The sequence below is a fragment of the Streptomyces sp. NPDC054956 genome, from assembly GCF_053609185.1.
The window spans coordinates 1-17589 of the sequence record NZ_JBSGXB010000150.1 but is presented as its reverse complement, the minus strand read 5'-3'; the positions used below and the strand labels follow the sequence as shown (position 1 = coordinate 17589).

Annotated in this window: 15 protein-coding genes and 1 tRNA gene; 9 read left to right on the top strand and 7 right to left on the bottom strand. The window is 72.0% G+C overall.

The features are described from left to right. Positions 1-63: 63 nt before the first annotated feature. On the bottom strand, positions 64-660 hold the full coding sequence (locus ACWGDE_RS22635) for a TetR/AcrR family transcriptional regulator (protein WP_453390811.1): 597 nt from the start codon (positions 658-660) through the stop codon (positions 64-66). Between the two features lie 114 nt (positions 661-774). Here ACWGDE_RS22635 and ACWGDE_RS22630 point away from each other — a divergent pair, with 114 nt between their 5' ends. Continuing rightward, a complete protein-coding gene (locus tag ACWGDE_RS22630; RefSeq protein WP_453390810.1) occupies positions 775-1932 on the top strand; it encodes an FAD-dependent oxidoreductase in 1158 nt (385 codons plus the stop codon). Between the two features lie 21 nt (positions 1933-1953). Here the strand turns inward: ACWGDE_RS22630 and ACWGDE_RS22625 are convergent, their stop codons facing one another. Next, positions 1954-2796: a MurR/RpiR family transcriptional regulator gene (locus tag ACWGDE_RS22625; RefSeq protein ID WP_453390809.1), complete on the bottom strand. Its 843-nt coding sequence runs from the start codon at positions 2794-2796 to the stop codon at positions 1954-1956. Positions 2797-3026: 230 nt separating this feature from the next. Between ACWGDE_RS22625 and ACWGDE_RS22620 the strand changes: the two genes are divergently transcribed. Continuing rightward, entirely contained in the window at positions 3027-4289 is a 1263-nt protein-coding gene (locus ACWGDE_RS22620) for an MFS transporter (protein ID WP_453390808.1), read from the top strand. Between the two features lie 9 nt (positions 4290-4298). Beyond that, on the top strand, positions 4299-4682 hold the full coding sequence (locus tag ACWGDE_RS22615) for a hypothetical protein (protein WP_453390807.1): 384 nt from the start codon (positions 4299-4301) through the stop codon (positions 4680-4682). A 421-nt stretch (positions 4683-5103) separates the two neighbouring features. Here ACWGDE_RS22615 and ACWGDE_RS22610 read toward each other — a convergent pair whose 3' ends face one another. Then, a complete protein-coding gene (locus ACWGDE_RS22610) occupies positions 5104-6489 on the bottom strand; it encodes a cystathionine beta-synthase (protein ID WP_453390813.1) in 1386 nt (461 codons plus the stop codon). A gap of 157 nt (positions 6490-6646) precedes the next feature. Between ACWGDE_RS22610 and ACWGDE_RS22605 the strand changes: the two genes are divergently transcribed. The 3 genes from ACWGDE_RS22605 (at position 6647) to ACWGDE_RS22595 (ending at position 10164) form a co-directional block, all read left to right on the top strand. Then, a complete protein-coding gene (locus ACWGDE_RS22605; RefSeq protein ID WP_453390806.1) occupies positions 6647-7750 on the top strand; it encodes an SGNH/GDSL hydrolase family protein in 1104 nt (367 codons plus the stop codon). Positions 7751-7817: 67 nt separating this feature from the next. Then, positions 7818-9038, top strand: a complete 1221-nt coding sequence (locus ACWGDE_RS22600; protein WP_453390805.1) for an acetyl-CoA C-acetyltransferase — start codon at positions 7818-7820, stop codon at positions 9036-9038. Between the two features lie 313 nt (positions 9039-9351). Next, the gene (locus tag ACWGDE_RS22595) at positions 9352-10164 is read left to right on the top strand and encodes a hypothetical protein (RefSeq protein ID WP_453390804.1); all 813 of its coding nucleotides are present in this window, start codon (positions 9352-9354) and stop codon (positions 10162-10164) included. Between the two features lies 1 nt (position 10165). Here ACWGDE_RS22595 and ACWGDE_RS22590 read toward each other — a convergent pair whose 3' ends face one another. Then, the gene (locus tag ACWGDE_RS22590) at positions 10166-10558 is read right to left on the bottom strand and encodes a hypothetical protein (protein ID WP_453390803.1); all 393 of its coding nucleotides are present in this window, start codon (positions 10556-10558) and stop codon (positions 10166-10168) included. Between the two features lie 101 nt (positions 10559-10659). On the opposite strand from ACWGDE_RS22590, the gene ACWGDE_RS22585 reads away from it, so the two are divergent. Beyond that, a complete protein-coding gene (locus ACWGDE_RS22585) occupies positions 10660-10890 on the top strand; it encodes a DUF4287 domain-containing protein (protein WP_453390802.1) in 231 nt (76 codons plus the stop codon). 158 nt (positions 10891-11048) lie between these two features. On the opposite strand, the gene ACWGDE_RS22580 is transcribed toward ACWGDE_RS22585, so the two are convergent. Then, complete coding sequence (locus tag ACWGDE_RS22580) at positions 11049-11903, bottom strand: Bax inhibitor-1/YccA family protein (protein WP_453390801.1); 855 nt, start codon at positions 11901-11903, stop codon at positions 11049-11051. A gap of 180 nt (positions 11904-12083) precedes the next feature. Continuing rightward, positions 12084-12165 (bottom strand) — tRNA-Leu (locus tag ACWGDE_RS22575). A 461-nt stretch (positions 12166-12626) separates the two neighbouring features. Between ACWGDE_RS22575 and ACWGDE_RS22570 the strand changes: the two genes are divergently transcribed. Both ACWGDE_RS22570 and ACWGDE_RS22565 read left to right on the top strand, forming a co-directional pair. Then, positions 12627-13391 carry an ABC transporter ATP-binding protein gene (locus ACWGDE_RS22570; RefSeq protein ID WP_453390812.1) on the top strand — a complete coding sequence of 255 codons (765 nt, stop codon included), beginning with the start codon at positions 12627-12629 and terminating at the stop codon, positions 13389-13391. Between the two features lie 62 nt (positions 13392-13453). Then, the gene (locus ACWGDE_RS22565) at positions 13454-16000 is read left to right on the top strand and encodes an ABC transporter permease (protein WP_453390800.1); all 2547 of its coding nucleotides are present in this window, start codon (positions 13454-13456) and stop codon (positions 15998-16000) included. A 96-nt stretch (positions 16001-16096) separates the two neighbouring features. Here the strand turns inward: ACWGDE_RS22565 and ACWGDE_RS22560 are convergent, their stop codons facing one another. Beyond that, positions 16097-17407 (bottom strand): class I SAM-dependent methyltransferase, encoded by a 1311-nt coding sequence (locus ACWGDE_RS22560; protein WP_453390799.1) that lies wholly within the window; start codon positions 17405-17407, stop codon positions 16097-16099. Between the last annotated feature and the right edge of the window lie 182 nt (positions 17408-17589).

The window sequence follows — 17589 nt, the reverse complement described above, 5'->3', positions numbered from 1 at the left end:
GGCGGGGGTGGCCCCCCCGGGGGTCCGGGGGCTGGCCCCCGTGCAGCGGCGGTGCGCTTGGACTCAGACGGACGCCAGGATGGCGGTCAGGGCCGGCGTGAGGCCATCGACCACCTCGCCCGGCGTCAAAGACGTCACCGCGGGCAGGCGCAGGAGGTGGCGGGTCAGGGCCAGGCCCAGGAGCTGCGCGGAGATCAGGCCCGCCGCGCGGGCGGCCCGCTCGGGGCCGAGGGCGGCCGCCAGCGCGGGAGCGACCTGGGTTGCGAAGACCTCCCGCATCCGCCCCGCCGCCGCCTCGTTCGTCACCGCGGAGCGCAACAGCACCAGCAGCGCGTCATCCGCCGGATCGCCCTCCCACCGCTCCACGAAGTGCCGTACGAGCACCCCCGCCAGCTCCCCCTCCGGGACCGCCGTCAGATCCGGCAGCCGCAGGTCCACGGCGAGGGCCGCGTCGAAGAGCCCCTCCTTGTTGCCGAAGTACCGCATCACCATCGACGGGTCGATGCCCGCGTCCGCCGCGACGCCGCGGATCGTCGTCCGCTCGTACCCCTGCGCGGCGAACCGGTCCCGCGCCGCCCGCAGGATCGCGGCCCTGGTCTGCGCGCCCCTGCCGTCCCCGGCCGTATCCCCGGCCGTGTCCCCATCTGCGTCTCGCATCATGCCAACAACTGTAGGCCAACAATCGTTGACATGCCATCGCGGCCGTCGCACACTTACGTCAACAGCCGTTGGCCAACACTCGTTGGCATCCAGGCCCTCTGGAGGAGAACGCTCATGTCACTCCCCGCCACCACCCACGTCGCCATCGTCGGAGCCGGCCCCACCGGCCTCGCCCTCGCCCTGACCCTCGCCAAGGCCGGCGTCGACTTCGTGCTGCTGGACCGGCAGGCCGAGGGCGCCAACACCTCCCGGGCCGCCGTCGTGCACGCCCGGACCCTGGAGGTCCTCGACGAGCTCGACCCCGCGGCCGGCGCCGAGCTGATCCGCCGCGGCACGACCGTCACGCGCTTCCGGGTCCGCGACGGGGTCCGCCCCCTCGCCACCATCGCCTTCGACGGCCTGCCCACGGCCCACTCGTACGCCCTGATGGTTCCGCAGGACCAGACCGAGGCCGTGCTCCTCGACCGCCTGCGCGCCCTCGGCGGCGACGTGCACCGCCCGTACGAGGTCACCTCCGTCACCCAGGACACGGACTCGGCCGGCGTCGTGCTCACCACCGCCACCGGCGAGACCCTCCGTGCCGCCTATGCCGTCGGAGCCGACGGCATGCACAGCACGGTCCGCGAGGTGGCCGGAATCGGCTTCGGCGGCAGCTCCTACGAGGAGTCCTTCGTCCTCGCCGACGTGGCGATGGACTGGGCCCCCGGGCCCCAGGAGGTCTCCCTCACCTTCGGCGCGGACGGCCTCGTCGTGATCGCCCCGCTCCCCGGCGGGCGCTACCGCGTCGTCGCCACCGTCGCCGAGGCCCCCGCCGCGCCGGACCTCGCCTTCGTCCAGGCCCTGCTGGACGCCCACGCCCCCGGCCAGGCCTCCGTCACCGCCGTCGTCTGGTCCTCCCGGTTCCGGGTCCACCACCGGGTCGCGGACCGCTACCGCGCGGGCCGGCTGCTGCTCGCGGGCGACGCCGCGCACGTGCACAGCCCGGCCGGCGGCCAGGGCATGAACACCGGCATCCAGGACGGCCACGCCCTGGGCCGCGCCCTCGCCGCGGCACTCGATTCGGGCACGGACGACGCCCTCGACGCGTACGAGGCCACCCGCCGGCCCGTCGCCCTGCGGGTGGTGGCGCTGACCGACCGGATGACCCGTATCGCCACCCTGCGCAATCCCGCCCTGCGCGCCGCGCGCAACGCCCTGCTCCCGCTCCTCGCCCGCGTCCCGGCACTGCAGCGGCGCCTGGCCACCGAGCTGGCCGAGCTCAACTACCGCTAGGCCGCCCGGGGGCTCCCGGTACTACTCCACGAACAGGCCCCGCGCCGCGGCCCTCGTGTCGAAGGCTTCCAGGCGGGCCTGCGCGTCCGGGAGCTCGTCCGCCATCGCCTCCAGCAGGACCCGCCCCAGGAGCATCGGCGCGCACGCCGTGTCGAAGGCCAGGCCGGTGCCGACCGGAGCCGGGATCAGCAGGTCCGAGTGGCGGGCCACCGGCGCGAACGCCGAGTCCGCGACCGTCACCACGGTCAGCCCGGCCGCCCGCCCGTGGTCCAGGGCCTCCGCGACCTCCTTCGGGTGGCGGGGCAGCGCGAAGCACAGCAGGGCCGAGGCCCCGGCGCCCGCCGCCGCGTCGATCCGGTCGGCGAGCATGGAGCCGCCCTCGTCGAGGAGCCGCACGTCGGGGTGGACCTTCGCCGCGAAGTACGCGAACCCGCGCGCCTGCGAGGAGGCCGCGCGCAGTCCCAGTACGGGCAGCGGACGCGAGGCGGCCAGCAGCCGGCCCGCCTCCTGCACCGGCGCGGGGTCGGCGAGCATCGCCGACAGCTGCCGCAGGTTCTCGATCTCGCCCTGGACGGCCTGCTGGTACTCGTTGTACGCGTCCTCGTCCGCGGCCCCGGCCCGGGCGGCGGGGGCCACTTCCCGCAGGTGCCGGCGCAGCGCCGGATAGCCGTCGAAGCCCAGCGCGACCGCGAACCGGGTCACCGACGGCTGGCTCACCCCGGCCAGCTCGGCGAGCTCCACGCTCGACAGGAACGGCACCTCCGCCGCCCCGCGCACCATGCAGTGCGCGATGCGCCGCTGGGTCGGCGTCAGCCGGTGTCCTTCGAACAGTTTCTGCAGCCGTGCCGCAGGGCTTTCACTCATCCCGTTCCCCTCCGTCCCGTCCGTGACCGGTGAGATATTCAGTCACGGAGCACTCTGCATGCGGTTATGCAGGACGGCAACCCGCGCCCGCGGTCCGAGACCTCCCGGAGCCCCCGCGGACCCCCGGCCAATTCACTTGACCGGCCGGATCCCCGCCCATGATCCTCAGATGCCGGCCGCCGCGATCCATCCGGTCAACGCCCCTCCGAATCCAAGCGAATTGGCTGACCATGGTGTCGTCGTCCGTCTCCGCCCCGCCCGCCCCCGCCACCCGCCTGTGGACCAGGAACTTCGGCCTCTTCTTCACCGCCCGCGTCGTTTCGATGCTGGGCGACACGATGATGCCGGTGGCCATGGCCGTGGCCATGATCTCGCTCGGCTACGGGGTCGGCGGCATCGGGTACGCCCTCGGCGCCTGGATGGGGTCCTTCGCCCTCTTCGTCGTCTTCGGCGGGGTGTTCGCGGACCGCTTCCACCCCCTGCCCCAGATGATCGGCGCGGACGCCGTCCGGTGCGCGGCCCAGGGCTCCTTCGCCGTCTACCTCTGGCTCGGCCACCCGACGCTGTGGTTCGTCATCGGCGGATCGGTGCTCGGCGGCATCGCGACGGCGATGTTCCAGCCGGGCACCTCCAGCCTCGTGCCGCAGGTCTCCGCCGATCCCACCCAGGCCAACGGGGTGCTGCGGGTGAGCGAGGGGATGTCCACGATGGCCGGGCCGGCGCTCGCCGGCGTGCTCGTCGCCACCACCTCGACGGCCTGGGTGTTCGTGATCGACGCCGCCACCTTCGCGGTCAGCGGGATCTGCCTGCTGGCGCTGCGCCTGCCCCGGTTCAAGGCCGCCCGCTCGGAGTCGACGCTGGAGAACCTGCGGGAGGGCTGGCAGGAGTTCCGCTCCCGGTCCTGGCTGTGGACGGTCATCCTGATCTGGTGGGTGCTCGGGGTCTTCGTCTGGGGCCCGCTCACCCCGCTCGGCGCCGCCTCGGTCATCGCCGAGCACGGCAAGGCGGCCTTCGGGTACGCGGAGGGCGCCTTCGGGGCCGGCTGCGTCCTCGGCGGCCTCGTCGCGATCCGGCTCCGCCCGGTCCGCCCCCTGCTCGGCGGCGGCTTCGCGATGTGCCTGTTCCCGATGATGCCGCTGGCGGCGGCCCTGGTCCCGCCCCTGCCGCTGCTCATGCTCGGCTACGCGGTCAGCGGCGTGGGCTGGGCGTTCTGGGGCGTCCAGTGGTCCACGACGGTGCAGACGCAGATACCGCAGGACCGGCTCAACCGGGTGACCGCGTACGAGGTCGGCGGCTCGATCCTCGCCATCCCCTTCGGCCAGGTCCTCTCGGGCCCCGCCAGCGACCTCTTCGGCGTCCGCCCCCTCCTGCTGGCCGGCGCCCTGATCGGCCTGGGCTGCGCCCTCGCGCTCGTCCTCGTCCGGCCCGTCCGCACCCTCGTGAGGCGCGATACGGGGGCTAGCCCCAGTGCCGTCGCCGTCGGGGGTTCCTAGGGTTGGCGCATGGAGTCGCATGAGCTGAAGAAGGAACTCGGCGCCACGCTCGACGCCCGGCGGGAGCTGGGGCCGGAGTACGAGGCCGCGCTGGTGGACTCGTTCGTCGAGAAGGTCGACACGCAGGTGCGCCGCCGCCTGGCCGAGGAACGGCTGTCGGCGGCCCGCGGCGAGTTCCGCGGCACGGAGCGGACCACTCCCGACGGGAACTTCGGGGAACGCTTCGGCTTCGCGATCATCACCCTGGTGCTGGCGATCCCGCTCTCCGCGATCGGGGCCGCCCAGGCCCACCTGAGCGGCCTGATCGTGGTCTGGCTCGGCATCCTGGGCGTCAACTTCGTCCACGCCTCGAAATCCCTGCGCCTGCGCCGCGGAGCGGACACGCTGGACTGACCGGAACCCCGGGCCCCTCGCCGCCGGGCCCCCCGACCCCGGAAAACGCCGGCCCCGAAACACGGAATCCCCCCGGACCGGGTCCGGGGGGATTCTCTGGCCGTCCCCGAAGGGAGCAGCGGAGCTTTGGCGCGGGAACCGCCGCACCCCGGTTGCCCGGGGGCGGGACGACGGCGGTTCCCGCGCAGGACACGGGCCGGGTCAGGGCCGTCCGCGCGTCCGTGGCGTCCGCGCGGTCCGGGAGCCGCTCCGGAGTTGCGCCGACACCGTTCGTGGCGCCGGCCGGTCCCCCCGGTTTCCCGGGCTTCCCTGCCGACAACCACCACTGTGCCGGAGCCGTGTTAAGCCGGTGCTGCCGCCACGTGACGGGCCCGTACCGATTGCGCGTCACCCACGCGCGGGCCGGTACCCGCCACTTGGGCTACTTGGCGCCCTTCGCCAGGAACGCCAGCAGGTCCTGACGGCTCACCACACCGGTCGGCTTGCCCTCGACCAGCACGATCGCCGCGTCGGCCTCGCCGAGCACCGCCATCAGCTCGGACACCGGCTCGCCGGAGCCGACCTGCGGCAGCGGCGCGCTCATGTGCTTCTCCAGCGGGTCGCCGAGGGAGGCGCGCTGGGCGAACAGCGCCGCCAGCAGCTCCTTCTCGACCACCGAGCCGATGACCTCGGCGGCCATCACGTCGGGGTGGCCCGCGCCCGGCTTGACGATCGGCATCTGCGAGACGCCGTACTCGCGCAGTACCTCGATGGCCTCGCCGACGGTCTCCTCGGGGTGCATGTGGACGAGGGAGGGGATGCCGCCCGCCTTGTCCGCGAGCACGTCACGGATGCGGGCCGAGGGGCCCGCGTCCTCCAGGAAGCCGTGTCCGGCCATCCACTCGTCGTTGAAGATCTTGCTGATGTAGCCGCGCCCGCTGTCCGGGAGCAGGACGACGACCACGTCGTCCGGGCCGAGGCCCTCGGCCGCACGCAGCGCGGCGACGACCGCCATGCCGCAGGAGCCGCCGACGAGCAGGCCCTCCTCCTTCGCGAGGCGGCGCGTCATCTGGAAGGAGTCCTTGTCGGACACCGCGATGATCTCGTCCGTCACGTTGGGGTCGTAGGCGGTCGGCCAGAAGTCCTCGCCGACGCCCTCGACGAGGTACGGACGGCCGGAGCCGCCGGAGTACACCGAGCCCTCGGGGTCGGCGCCGATGACCTTCACCCGGCCGTCCGACGCCTCCTTGAGGTAGCGCCCGGTGCCGGAGATCGTGCCGCCCGTGCCGACGCCGGCGACGAAGTGGGTGATCTTCCCCTCCGTCTGCTCCCAGAGCTCGGGACCGGTGGTCTCGTAGTGCGAGCGGGAGTTGTTCGGGTTGCTGTACTGGTCGGGCTTCCAGGCGCCCGGAGTCTCGCGCACGAGGCGGTCGGACACGTTGTAGTACGAGTCCGGGTGCTCGGGGTCGACGGCGGTCGGGCAGACCACGACCTCGGCGCCGTACGCGCGCATGACGTTGATCTTGTCAGCGGAGACCTTGTCGGGACAGACGAAGATGCACTTGTAGCCCTTCTGCTGGGCCACGATGGCGAGTCCTACACCCGTGTTGCCGCTCGTGGGCTCCACGATGGTGCCGCCGGGCTTGAGTGCTCCGCTCTCTTCGGCGGCCTCGATCATCCGGACCGCGATGCGGTCCTTCACCGAGCCGCCGGGATTGAAGTACTCGACCTTGGCAAGGACGGTGGCCTGCAGGCCTTCGGTCACACGGTTGAGCTTCACCAGCGGGGTGTTGCCGACGAGGCTGATCATCGAGTCGTGGAATTGCACCATGTTCTCCAAGGAGGGGACTCCACGGGTTCTCCGGGAGGCACGGCCAGACTATGCGGAAAGGGATTGGCCGACCGGCAGTACAGGGCAGGTAGGTCGACAGGACCGAAGGACAGCGCAGGGAACCGGCCGTGAGGGCGAGGAGGTGGCTTGAAGGATGTCCAGAGCGAGGACGGCACGCCGGATCGCGGCGGGCGCGGCGTACGGCGGGGGCGGGCTGGGGCTCGTCGGGGCCGCCGCGGTGGGGCTGGTCGTGGCGGAGATGCAGTTCGCGAAGCGGACGGTGGGCACCGGACTGGCGGACCCGCCGCGCGCGGACGGTCTGTACGGGAGCGAGTTCGGCGGCCCCGAGATGAGCCCGGGCCCGCTGCGGTTCGGCATGCTGGGCGATTCCACGGCCGCCGGGCTGGGCGTGCGGCGGGCCAGGCAGACCCCGGGCGCCCTGCTGGCCTCGGGGCTGGCGGCGGTGGCGGAGCGGCCGGTGGAGCTGCGCAACGTGGCGCTGTCCGGGGCCATGTCCGACGACCTGGACCGGCAGGTGGGGCTCCTGCTGGACGGTGACGGGCCGGCCCCCGACGTCTGCGTGATCATCATCGGCGCCAACGACGTGACCCGCCGGATGCCACCGACCCAGTCGGTGCGGCTGCTGACCTCGGCCGTACGCCGGCTGCGGCTCGCGGGCTCCGAGGTCGTGGTCGGCACCTGTCCGGACCTCGGCACCATCGAGCCGGTCTACCAGCCGCTGCGGTGGCTGGCCCGCCGCGTCTCGCGCCAGCTGGCGGCCGCCCAGACGATCGGGGTGCTCGCGCTGGGCGCCCGTACCGTCTCGATGGGCGACCTGATGGGGGCCGAGTTCGCGGCGAACCCGCGCGAGATGTTCGGCCCGGACTCCTACCACCCGTCGGCGGAGGGGTACGCGACCGCCGCGATGGCCGTCCTGCCGACCCTGTGCGCGGCGCTGGGCGTCTGGCCCGAGTCGGACCGGCTGGACGTCTCGCGGGACGAGGACATGCTCCCGGTGGCCAAGGCCGCCTCGGCGGCGGCGGGGCTGGCGGGCACGGAGGTCACCGGCGCGCGCGGGCCCTGGGCCCTGCTCAAGCACCGGCGCAGGCGGCGGGTGCCGGGCGAGGACCTCACGGCGCCCGCGGACCCCGAGCGGCTCGCGGCGGCGGCCGCGGGCGGGGCCGCGGAGCCCGGAGCGACCGGGGAACCCGCTGGCGGGCCGGCCAGAGCGACCGGAGTCACATCCCAAGGACAGTGACCTCGACGGTACGGGGCGGTAACTTCGCATGCGGTCCCGGTAAGACACCACCTCCCTTGGAGCCCCGATGCCCGAAGCCGTCATCGTTTCCACCGCCCGGTCGCCGATCGGGCGCGCCTTCAAGGGATCCCTCAAGGACGTCCGCCCGGACGATCTGACCGCCACGGTCATCCAGGCCGCCCTCGCCAAGGTGCCCGGCCTGGACCCCCGCGAGATCGACGACCTGATGCTGGGCTGCGGCCTCCCGGGCGGCGAGCAGGGCCACAACCTCGGCCGCATCGTCGCGGTGCAGATGGGCATGGACCACCTGCCCGCCACCACGATCACCCGTTACTGCGCCTCCTCGCTCCAGACCTCCCGGATGGCGCTGCACGCCATCAAGGCGGGCGAGGGCGACGTCTTCATCTCCGCGGGCGTCGAGATGGTCTCCCGGTCCGTGAACGGCTCCTCCGACGGCATCCCCGGGACCCACAACCCGCTCTTCGCCGAGTCCGAGACCCGTACCAAGGAGGTCGCCGAGTCCACCGGCTCCACCTGGCACGACCCGCGCGAGGACGGCCGGACCCCCGACGCGTACATCGGCATGGGGCAGACCGCCGAGAACCTGGCCCGTCTCAAGGGCGTGACCCGCGCCGACATGGACGAGTTCGGCGTGCGCTCGCAGAACCTGGCCGAGGAAGCCATCAAGAACGGCTTCTGGGCCCGCGAGATCACCCCGGTCACCACCCCGGACGGCACGGTCGTCTCCCAGGACGACGGCCCGCGCGCCGGGGTCACCCTGGAGGCCGTGCAGGGCCTCAAGCCGGTCTTCCGCCCCGACGGCCTGGTCACCGCCGGCAACTGCTGCCCGCTGAACGACGGCGCCGCGGCGCTGGTCGTCATGAGCGACACCAAGGCCCGTGAGCTGGGTCTGACCCCGCTGGCCCGGATCGTCTCGACCGGCGTGACCGGCCTCTCCCCCGAGATCATGGGCCTGGGCCCGGTCGAGGCCTCCAAGCAGGCGCTGAAGCGGGCGGGCCTGACCGTCGGCGACATCGACCTCTTCGAGATCAACGAGGCCTTCGCGGCCCAGGTCATCCCCTCCTACCGGGACCTCGAGATCCCCCTGGAGAAGCTGAACGTCAACGGCGGGGCCATCGCCATCGGTCACCCGTTCGGGATGACCGGCGCGCGCATCACGGGCACGCTGATCAACAGCCTGCAGTTCCACGACAAGCAGTTCGGTCTCGAAACCATGTGCGTCGGCGGCGGTCAGGGCATGGCCATGATCATCGAGCGCCTGAGCTGAGGCCGGGCCGGCCCGGCTCTCGGGATCAAGCTCCGAGGCCAAGGGCCGTACGGAATCCACTTGATCCCTTGCGCCGTACTGACAGCGAATCTAACCCTGTCGCGGCCATTCTGTAACCAAATGTCCCCCAGGATGTGACCTTAGTCCTGGGGGATCATTGTTTTCGCAGGTCAGGCCGGTTTCCAGCGGGGGCGTCGGGACGAAAGGCCTGTCCAATTCATGACGTAATGCACTGCAAGCCATTCCCAGGTCGGGACAAGCTGATGTAGGAAGTCGGGGGATCGAATCAATCAGGAGTTAGTCAGTGAGCGCCATGTCTCTTGCCCTACTGCTGACCACGGCCGCTGCCACGGCCGTGGGCGCTGCTGCGCTGCACGCCGTCCACGGCCTGCGCAAGCAGGTCACCGCCCTGCGCGGTGAGCTGGCCGTCTCGGCGCACCCCCGTGGTGTGACCGTCCCGCACGCCCGCAGCGCCGTGGAGTCCCCCGCAGCCGAGATACGAGCCGCCGTCGCCGAGGCCCTGGCCGAGGAGCGCGAGCGCGAGCTCGCCGAGGCGCGTGCCTTCTGGGCCGCGCAGGAGGCCCGTGACGCCGCGGACGCCCCCTCGCTGCTGGGCGGCCTGTCCGGCCTCGGCGAGGACAGCCCGGTCTTCCTGCCCCGGCAGGTGGACATGGTCGGCCTGGAGCCCGTGCTGGGCGACGACGCGGACGAGTACCAGGCGTACCCGGAGGACTCGGCCGAGCTGGCCGCCGCCCGCCGGCGCCACCCCTCGCACCCCGATTTCGTGCCGGTCCAGGCCTCGCATCCGGGCGCCGACCACGAGCGCACGGTCAGCCGCCTGGAGGAGCTCGCGGAGGCCCGTACGGCCCTCGCGGACGTCCGCCCCGGCCCGCTGGGCACCCTCGACGTGTACGTCTTCACGGACGGCACCACGCTCTGCATGACCCCGGGCCACCGGGAGACCGCCGAGCGGCTGGCCGAGGCCCTGCGCTCCGGCAGCGCGCCGGTCCTGCTGGGCGGCTCGGGCATCTCCGGCGCCTACGCCCTGACCTTCTCCTGCGGGGACTCCGAGGACCCGGACAGCAACGTCTACATCCTCGCGGACCGCGTCATCGCATCGCTCTGAGTCATCGGAGCGCTCTGACTTCCGCCTGCTCCACCAGTCGAACGGCCTCGTCCAGCACCTCGGACGGGGCCTTCGCGCCGTCCGGGCCCGCGCCGTCCCGGCCCGCCGCGGGTCCGGCGGAGCGCAGCGCCTCGGCGAGGTCGGTCCCGGCCACGGCCACCTGGTCCCCGACGACGAAGATCCCCTCGTCCGGCATCTCCCGCGCCGGAGCCGCCCCCGGGCCGTCCCCGGAGCCGGCCGCGGCCTCCTCCAGTCGCTGCGCCCGCGCGGAGAGCTCCCGGGCCAGGTCCAGCGCCACCTCGGCGGCGCCCTGCTGGAGCCGGCTCTGCGGTGCGGCCCGCAGCCGGTCGGCGAAACGTTCCACGACGGCGGTCAGGGGTGAGGTATCGAGCACCCGGCCGACCTTACGCGCCGGTCCGGCACCATTGCCAACGGGCGAACTCTCCGGCACGGTGGCGTGAAGAGAACAGCACGGCGATACCTCCGGAGGCGCCCATGTCCGTAGAGTTCTCCGAGCAGACACACCGCAACATGATCGACAGAATCCCCCAGACCACCGGTCGTGAACTCTCCGACTGGCTCCGTACCGTGGACGACGGCCCCTCCCTCGTCCGGTTCGAGGAGAAGGTCAGCTGGCTGCGCGGGGCGCACGAGCTCACGTACGGCCAGGCCAAGGCGATCATCCACGAGTACGACCTGCGCAGGGCCGCCCGCAAGTTCGGCTGAGCGAGCCCCTGCCCCCGTCCGGTCCCCGTCACCGTCCCTCCGCACACCCCCGATCCCTGCCGACCCCCGACATGCGGAAGGCCCCGCGAGCACGTGCTCGCGGGGCCTTCCCCGTACGTCCTTCGGGCGGTGGGCCGGTGCCGGGGCACCGGCCCGTACTAGTCGCCCTTGAGGATGGAGATCAGGCGCAGCATCTCCATGTAGATCCACACCAGGGTCATGGTGAGGCCGAAGGCCGCCAGCCAGGACTCCTCGCGCGGGGCGCCGTAGGTCACGCCGTCCTCGACCTGCTTGAAGTCGATGGCGAGGAAGCAGGCACCCAGGATGATGCCGATGACACCGAAGAGGATGCCGAGGCCGCCGCTGCGGAAGCCGAGGCCGTTGCCGCCGCCGAAGGCGGAGAACAGCAGGTTGACGACCATCAGGAGCATGAAGCCGATGGCGGCCGCCGTCACGAAGCCGACGAAGCGCCGGTTCACGTTGATCCAGCGCATCCGGTAGGCGATCAGCACGCCGGCGAAGACGCACATCGTGCCCATGACGGCCTGGATGACCGTTCCGGGGCCGATGTAGGTGCTGACGGCCGAGCTGATGACACCGAGGAAGACGCCCTCGAAGGCCGCGTAGGCCAGGATCAGCGCCGGGACCGGCTGACGCTTGAACGACTGGATCATCGCGAAGACGAAGGCGATGATCGCGGCGCCGATGGCGATGCCGTACGACTTGTTGATGTGGGCCGGGTCCACGGGAAGCGTGACCCAGGAGATGACCGCCGTCAGGACGACCGTGCCGAGCGTCATGGCCGTACGGCTCACGACGTCGTCGATGGTCATCGCGTTGCCGCGGACCGGCGCCTGCGGCATACCCGTGGTGGGGTCGGTCGCGTAGGGGTTGGTCGCGTACGGGTTGGTCGCGGTCCCGGCCTGGGGCTGCTGCTGCGTGCCGAAGCCCGCGTAAGCACCGTTGTCGCGGCTGAATCCCCGTCGCGAGAAGACCGGGTTGCTGCTCCTCATCTCACTCCTCCATGGCCACCGTGCGCGGCCTTGGAGTCAAGAGTAATGCGAACGCAAAGGAATCGCCCTACTGCTGGAGGAGGATCTTTCCCGGTGGGACGGGGCGGGTCGTGCGGGCCGGCGGGGGTGCCCGTGGCGCCCCCGCCGCCCACGCGTTCCGGTCTGCGCGGAACTCCGTCGTGCCCGAAGCCGGACTTGAACCGGCACGACCCGAAGGCCAGCGAGGTTTAAGCTCGCCGTGTCTGCATTCCACCATCCGGGCAGGGCGTCTCGGCCCCCTGGTAAAAGCCTTGAACGCGGTGCCGAGCCTATCCGGAACGCGTGTGTCCCGACCTGGGCATCTCGTCGATGTTGTCTGATTTTATTGGCGCTTGATGGGGCGTCAGCGGGCAGAACACGCGGTCGGCCCCTTTCGGGCATCGATCATGGCCGCCACGGGATTGACGGGATTTCGATGGCCCGCGCCACCCCTCGCGCCACCCCCCTGCGCTCCGGCCCCCGCGGGGCCCCGCTCCTGCCTCCCCCTACTTGCGCCGGACGACCGTCATACCAAAGGAGGAGGCGGGCACCCCCGCGGTCAGACTCGAGTGGGCCCGAGAACGGGCACCGCGGCTGATCCGGAGGGGGGTGCGGCGCCCCGAGGATGGGAACGTCCCGCCGATCGCGGACCGTGAGCCCGGTCCGCAGGTCCCGCCCCTGACAGGAGTCGCACCCGTGACCACCATGAACTACGCCCCCCACACCACCCAGGCCGTCGCCGCCCGCGCCACCGGCCTCTCCAAGGTGTACGGGCAGGGCGAGACCCAGGTGGTCGCCCTGAACAACGTCTCCGTGGAGTTCGCCCAGGGCCAGTTCACCGCGATCATGGGCCCCTCGGGCTCCGGCAAGTCCACGCTGATGCACTGCGTCGCCGGCCTGGACACCTTCTCCGCCGGCTCCGTGCGGATAGGCGAGACCGAGCTCTCCACTCTGAAGGACAAGCAGCTCACGCAGCTGCGCCGGGACAAGATCGGCTTCATCTTCCAGGCCTTCAACCTGCTGCCGACGCTGACGGCCCTGGAGAACATCACGCTCCCCATGGACATCGCGGGCCGCAAGCCCGACCAGCAGTGGCTGGACGCGGTGATCTCCATGGTCGGCCTCGCCGACCGGCTCGGCCACCGCCCCACCCAGCTCTCCGGCGGCCAGCAGCAGCGCGTGGCCGTCGCCCGCGCCCTGGCCTCCCGCCCCGAGATCATCTTCGGCGACGAGCCCACCGGAAACCTGGACTCGCGCTCCGGCGCCGAGGTCCTCGGCTTCCTGCGCAACTCCGTCCGCGAGCTCGGCCAGACCGTCGTCATGGTCACCCACGACCCGGCCGCCGCCTCCTACGCGGACCGCGTCATCTTCCTCGCCGACGGCAGCATCGTCGACGAGATGCTCAGCCCCAGCGCCGACGGCGTGCTCGACCGCATGAAGGCCTTCGACGCCAAGGGCCGCACCAGCTGAGGGACGCCCGCTCTCGCAGACCGTCCGCCCCGCTGACCCCTTACCAACTGGACTCCTCCACCATGTTCCGTACCGCCCTGCGCAACGTGCTCGCGCACAAGGCCAGACTGCTGATGACGGTGCTCGCCGTCGTCCTCGGCGTCGCCTTCGTCTCCGGCACCCTCGTCTTCACCGACACCCTCGGCAAATCCCTCAGCAGCCAGTCCGCGAAGAGCTACGAAGGCGTCGCGGTCTCCGTCACCTCGTACGGGCAGTCCCGCGGCGACGACGGCCAGAAGCAGGGCGAGCCCGGCATCAGCCAGCAGACCCTCGACAAGGTCAAGGCCGTCAAGGGCGTCGACCTCGTGAGCGGCCGGGTCTCCGGCTTCGCCGGGGTCGGCGACGAGAACGGCAAGCTGATCGGCCAGGGCTGGGCCAACAAGGGCTCCAACTTCGCCCCGATCAAGGACGGCAAGGACCCCCGCTACACCTTCACCGACGGCACCGGCCCGGCCGAGGACGACCAGATCGCCCTCGACAAGGAGACCGCCGCCAAGGGCAAGTACAAGGTCGGCGACAAGGTCCGCGTCGCCACCAACGGCCCGGTCAAGGAGTACGCCCTCACCGGCGTCTTCACCACCGAGGACGGCTCGGTCAACGCGGGCGGCAGCCTGGTCCTGTTCGACACCGCCGTCGCGCAGCAGCTGTACCTGAAGCCCGGCTACTTCCAGGAGCTCTCCGTCAGCGCCAAGGCCGGCACCTCCGCCGACCAGCTGCTCTCCGAGATCAAGCCGCTGCTGGGCGGCGACAGCACCAAGGCCCAGACCGGCGCCCAGCTCGCCGCGGACCAGGCCAAGGAGATCGAGCGGGGCATGAGCGGCATGAACACCATGCTGCTGATGTTCGCCTTCATCTCGCTCTTCGTCGGCGTCTTCCTGATCTACAACACCTTCACCATGCTGGTCACCCAGCGCACCAAGGAACTGGCCCTGCTGCGCGCCGTCGGCGCCAACCGCGGCCAGGTCATGCGCTCGGTGCTCGCCGAGGCCCTGGTCGTCGGCCTCGTGTCGGCGGCGATCGGCCTCGTCACCGGTGTCGGCCTCGCGGTCGCCATGCGCTCCCTGATGGACTCGCTCGGCGCCAAGATCCCGGCCGGCGACCTGGTCGTCGCCCCGACCACGATCGTCGCGGCCCTGGTCATCGGCGTCCTGGTCACCGTGCTCGCCGCGCTGGTGCCCGCCTGGCGCACCGGCCGGATCGCCCCGGTCGCGGCCATGGGCAGCGCCCACCTGCCGGCCACCGCGAAGTCCCTCGTCCTGCGCAACATCATCGGCAGCGTCCTTGGCCTGATCGGCGTCGGCCTGGTCATGCTCGGCGTGTCCATGGGCAGCGACGGCCGGATGGTCATCGGCGGCGGAGCGTTCTTCCTGCTCCTCGGTCTGATCGTGCTGCTGCCGCTGCTGTCGCGGCCGGTCATCTCGGCCCTGCGACCGCCGCTGCAGAAGGTCTTCGGGGTGCCCGGCAAGCTGGCCGCGCAGAACGCCCTGCGCAACCCGCGCCGCACGGCCGTCACGGCCGCCTCGCTGGCCATCGGCCTGACCCTGGTCACCGCGCTCTCGGTCATCGGCATCACCATGGGCAAGGCCGTGGACCGGATGAGCACGGACAAGATCAAGGCCGACTACAAGGTCTCCATGAACGGCGGCATCGGCAGCCTCGACAAGTCGGTCGCCGAGACCCTGGCGAAGGCCCCCGGCGTCAAGGCGGTCTCCCCGCAGACCGCCGGTTCGCTGAAGATCGGCGAGGAGTTCCGCTCGGCCTCGGGCGTCAACCCGGCCGCCATCGGCGACATGCTCAACATCGACGTCATCAGCGGTTCGCTGAGCAGCCTCGGCAAGGGCGAGGTCGCCGTCGCGGACAAGACCGCGGACAAGGCCAAGCTCTCGGTCGGCTCCACGCTCGAGGTCACGTACGACGACGGCCAGAAGGGCTCGCTCAAGGTCGGCGCGGTCTACAAGGACATGGAGGGCCTGCTCTCCCCCTACGTCCTCGACGACAAGATCCTCGCCGCGCACTCCGAGGACCAGTACATCCCCGAGGTGTACGTCAACACCGGCGGCGAGTCCAAGGCCGGCGAGAAGGCCATCCTGGACGCGCTCGGCAACAACCCGGCGATCGGCATCGCCACCCAGCAGGACATGCGCAACGAGATGGGCGGCATGGTCAACATGGCGCTGAACATCATGTACGGCCTGCTCGGCATGGCCCTGATCATCTCGGTGCTCGGCGTGGTCAACACCCTCGCGATGTCCGTCTTCGAGCGCAAGCAGGAGATCGGCATGCTGCGGGCGATCGGCCTGGACCGCAGCCGGGTCAAGAACATGATCCGACTGGAGGCCGTGGTCATCTCGCTCTTCGGCGCGATCCTCGGCATCGGCGTCGGCGTCTTCCTCGCCTGGGCCGTCGGCACCACCTTCAGCAAGTCGATCCCGGACTACGCCCTGGTCATCCCGTACGACCGGATCGGGATCTTCCTCCTGCTCGCCGGTGTGGTCGGCGTCCTGGCGGCCATGTGGCCCGCCCGCAGCGCGGCCCGGCTGAACATGCTGACCGCGATCAAGACCGAGTAGCCGGGCGGTGCCGCCCGGCGCCGCTCCCCACGAAGGCCAAGGGCCCCGCGACCTCCCCCGTCGCGGGGCCCTTCGCCGTCCCTCGCACCCGCGGGCCTACGCGGGCCACTCGCGGGCGCGCAGCGGCATCCCGGAGGCGGCCCGGTTCCCCGTGCGCACGGCGAGCACCTGGTTGACCCCGAGCCGGTTGTGCTCGAAGCCGAGCGCCGAGGCCGCCATGTACAGCAGCCAGACGCGGGCCCGGCCGGCCGAGGTCAGCCGGACGGCCTCCTCCCAGTGCTCCTCCAGCCGCGCCACCCAGGCCCGCAGGGTGAGCGCGTAGTGCTCGCGCAGCGCCTCCACGTCGCGGACCTCGAAGCCGGCCCGCTCCAGCTCGCCGACGGTGGTGCCGATCGGGGACAGCTCGCCGTCCGGGAAGACGTAGGCGTCTATGAACTCGTCGATGCGGTACGCCTCCTCGTCCGGCTCGGGGCGGCGCGCGATCTGGTGGTTGAGCAGTCGGCCGCCGGGCCGCAGCAGCCCGTACAGGGTGTGGGCGTAGGTGCGGTAGCGCTCGGCGCCGACGTGCTCGGCCATCCCGATGGAGGAAATGGCGTCGTACGGGCCGTCCTTGACGTCCCGGTAGTCCTGCACCCGGATGTCGACCAGGTCGGCGAGTCCCTCCTCGGCGACCCGCTTGCGGGCGTAGGCGGCCTGTTCGCGCGAGAGCGTGATCCCGGTGACCTTGACCCCGTACTCCCGGGCCGCGTGCAGGGCCATGGAGCCCCAGCCGCAGCCGACGTCCAGGAGCCGGTCGCCGGGGCGCAGGGCGAGTTTGCGGCAGACCAGGTCGAGCTTGTCGCGCTGGGCGTCCTCCAGGCTCCCGCCGGGGGTCCAGTAGGCGCAGGAGTACACCATCGAGGGGCCGAGGACGTGTTCGTAGAACTCGTTGCCCACGTCGTAGTGGTGGCTGATGGCCTGCCGGTCGCTGCCCTTGGTGTGCCGGGGTCCGGAGTGCCGGACGGCCTCCTCGGGCGGCGGGGCGGGCGCCGGCCAGGGCCGGGCCAGGCCCACGAGGGACCGTACGGCGGCCCGCGCGGCGGGATCGCGCAGCAGGGCGGCGCGTCCGGTGCTCCCGGCGGGCTTCGCGGGCGCGGGATCGCGCTCCCAGAGCAGTCCGCCGACCCGGTCGAGCAGGTCGAACAGGTCGCCTTCGACGGTCAGGTCCCCGGACACCCAGGCGCGCGCCAGCCCCAGCTCGCCCGGCTTCCACAGGATGCGGCGCAGGGCGCGCCGGTGCTTCAGGACCAGGACGGGACCGTCGGTCGGGCCGGATTCGCTGCCGTCCCAGGCACGTATGCGGACGGGCAGCGGGGCGCCCAGCAGGGTCTCGGCTAAAGCGGCCAGCCGCGGCGCGGCGTCGTTCATCGGAGGCACCTCCAGAAAGTTCCGACCGGACGGCATACCCACTTCGGGCGCCGGTCAAGCATCCTGGCGGCCCCTTCGGCGTACGGGGCACGGGCGCACGTACGGGCGTGCGGGCGCGCGGGGGGCCGCCCCAGCGGCGGGGCCAGGGCGACTGTCGCGCCGCCCCCAGACTGGGGGGCGGG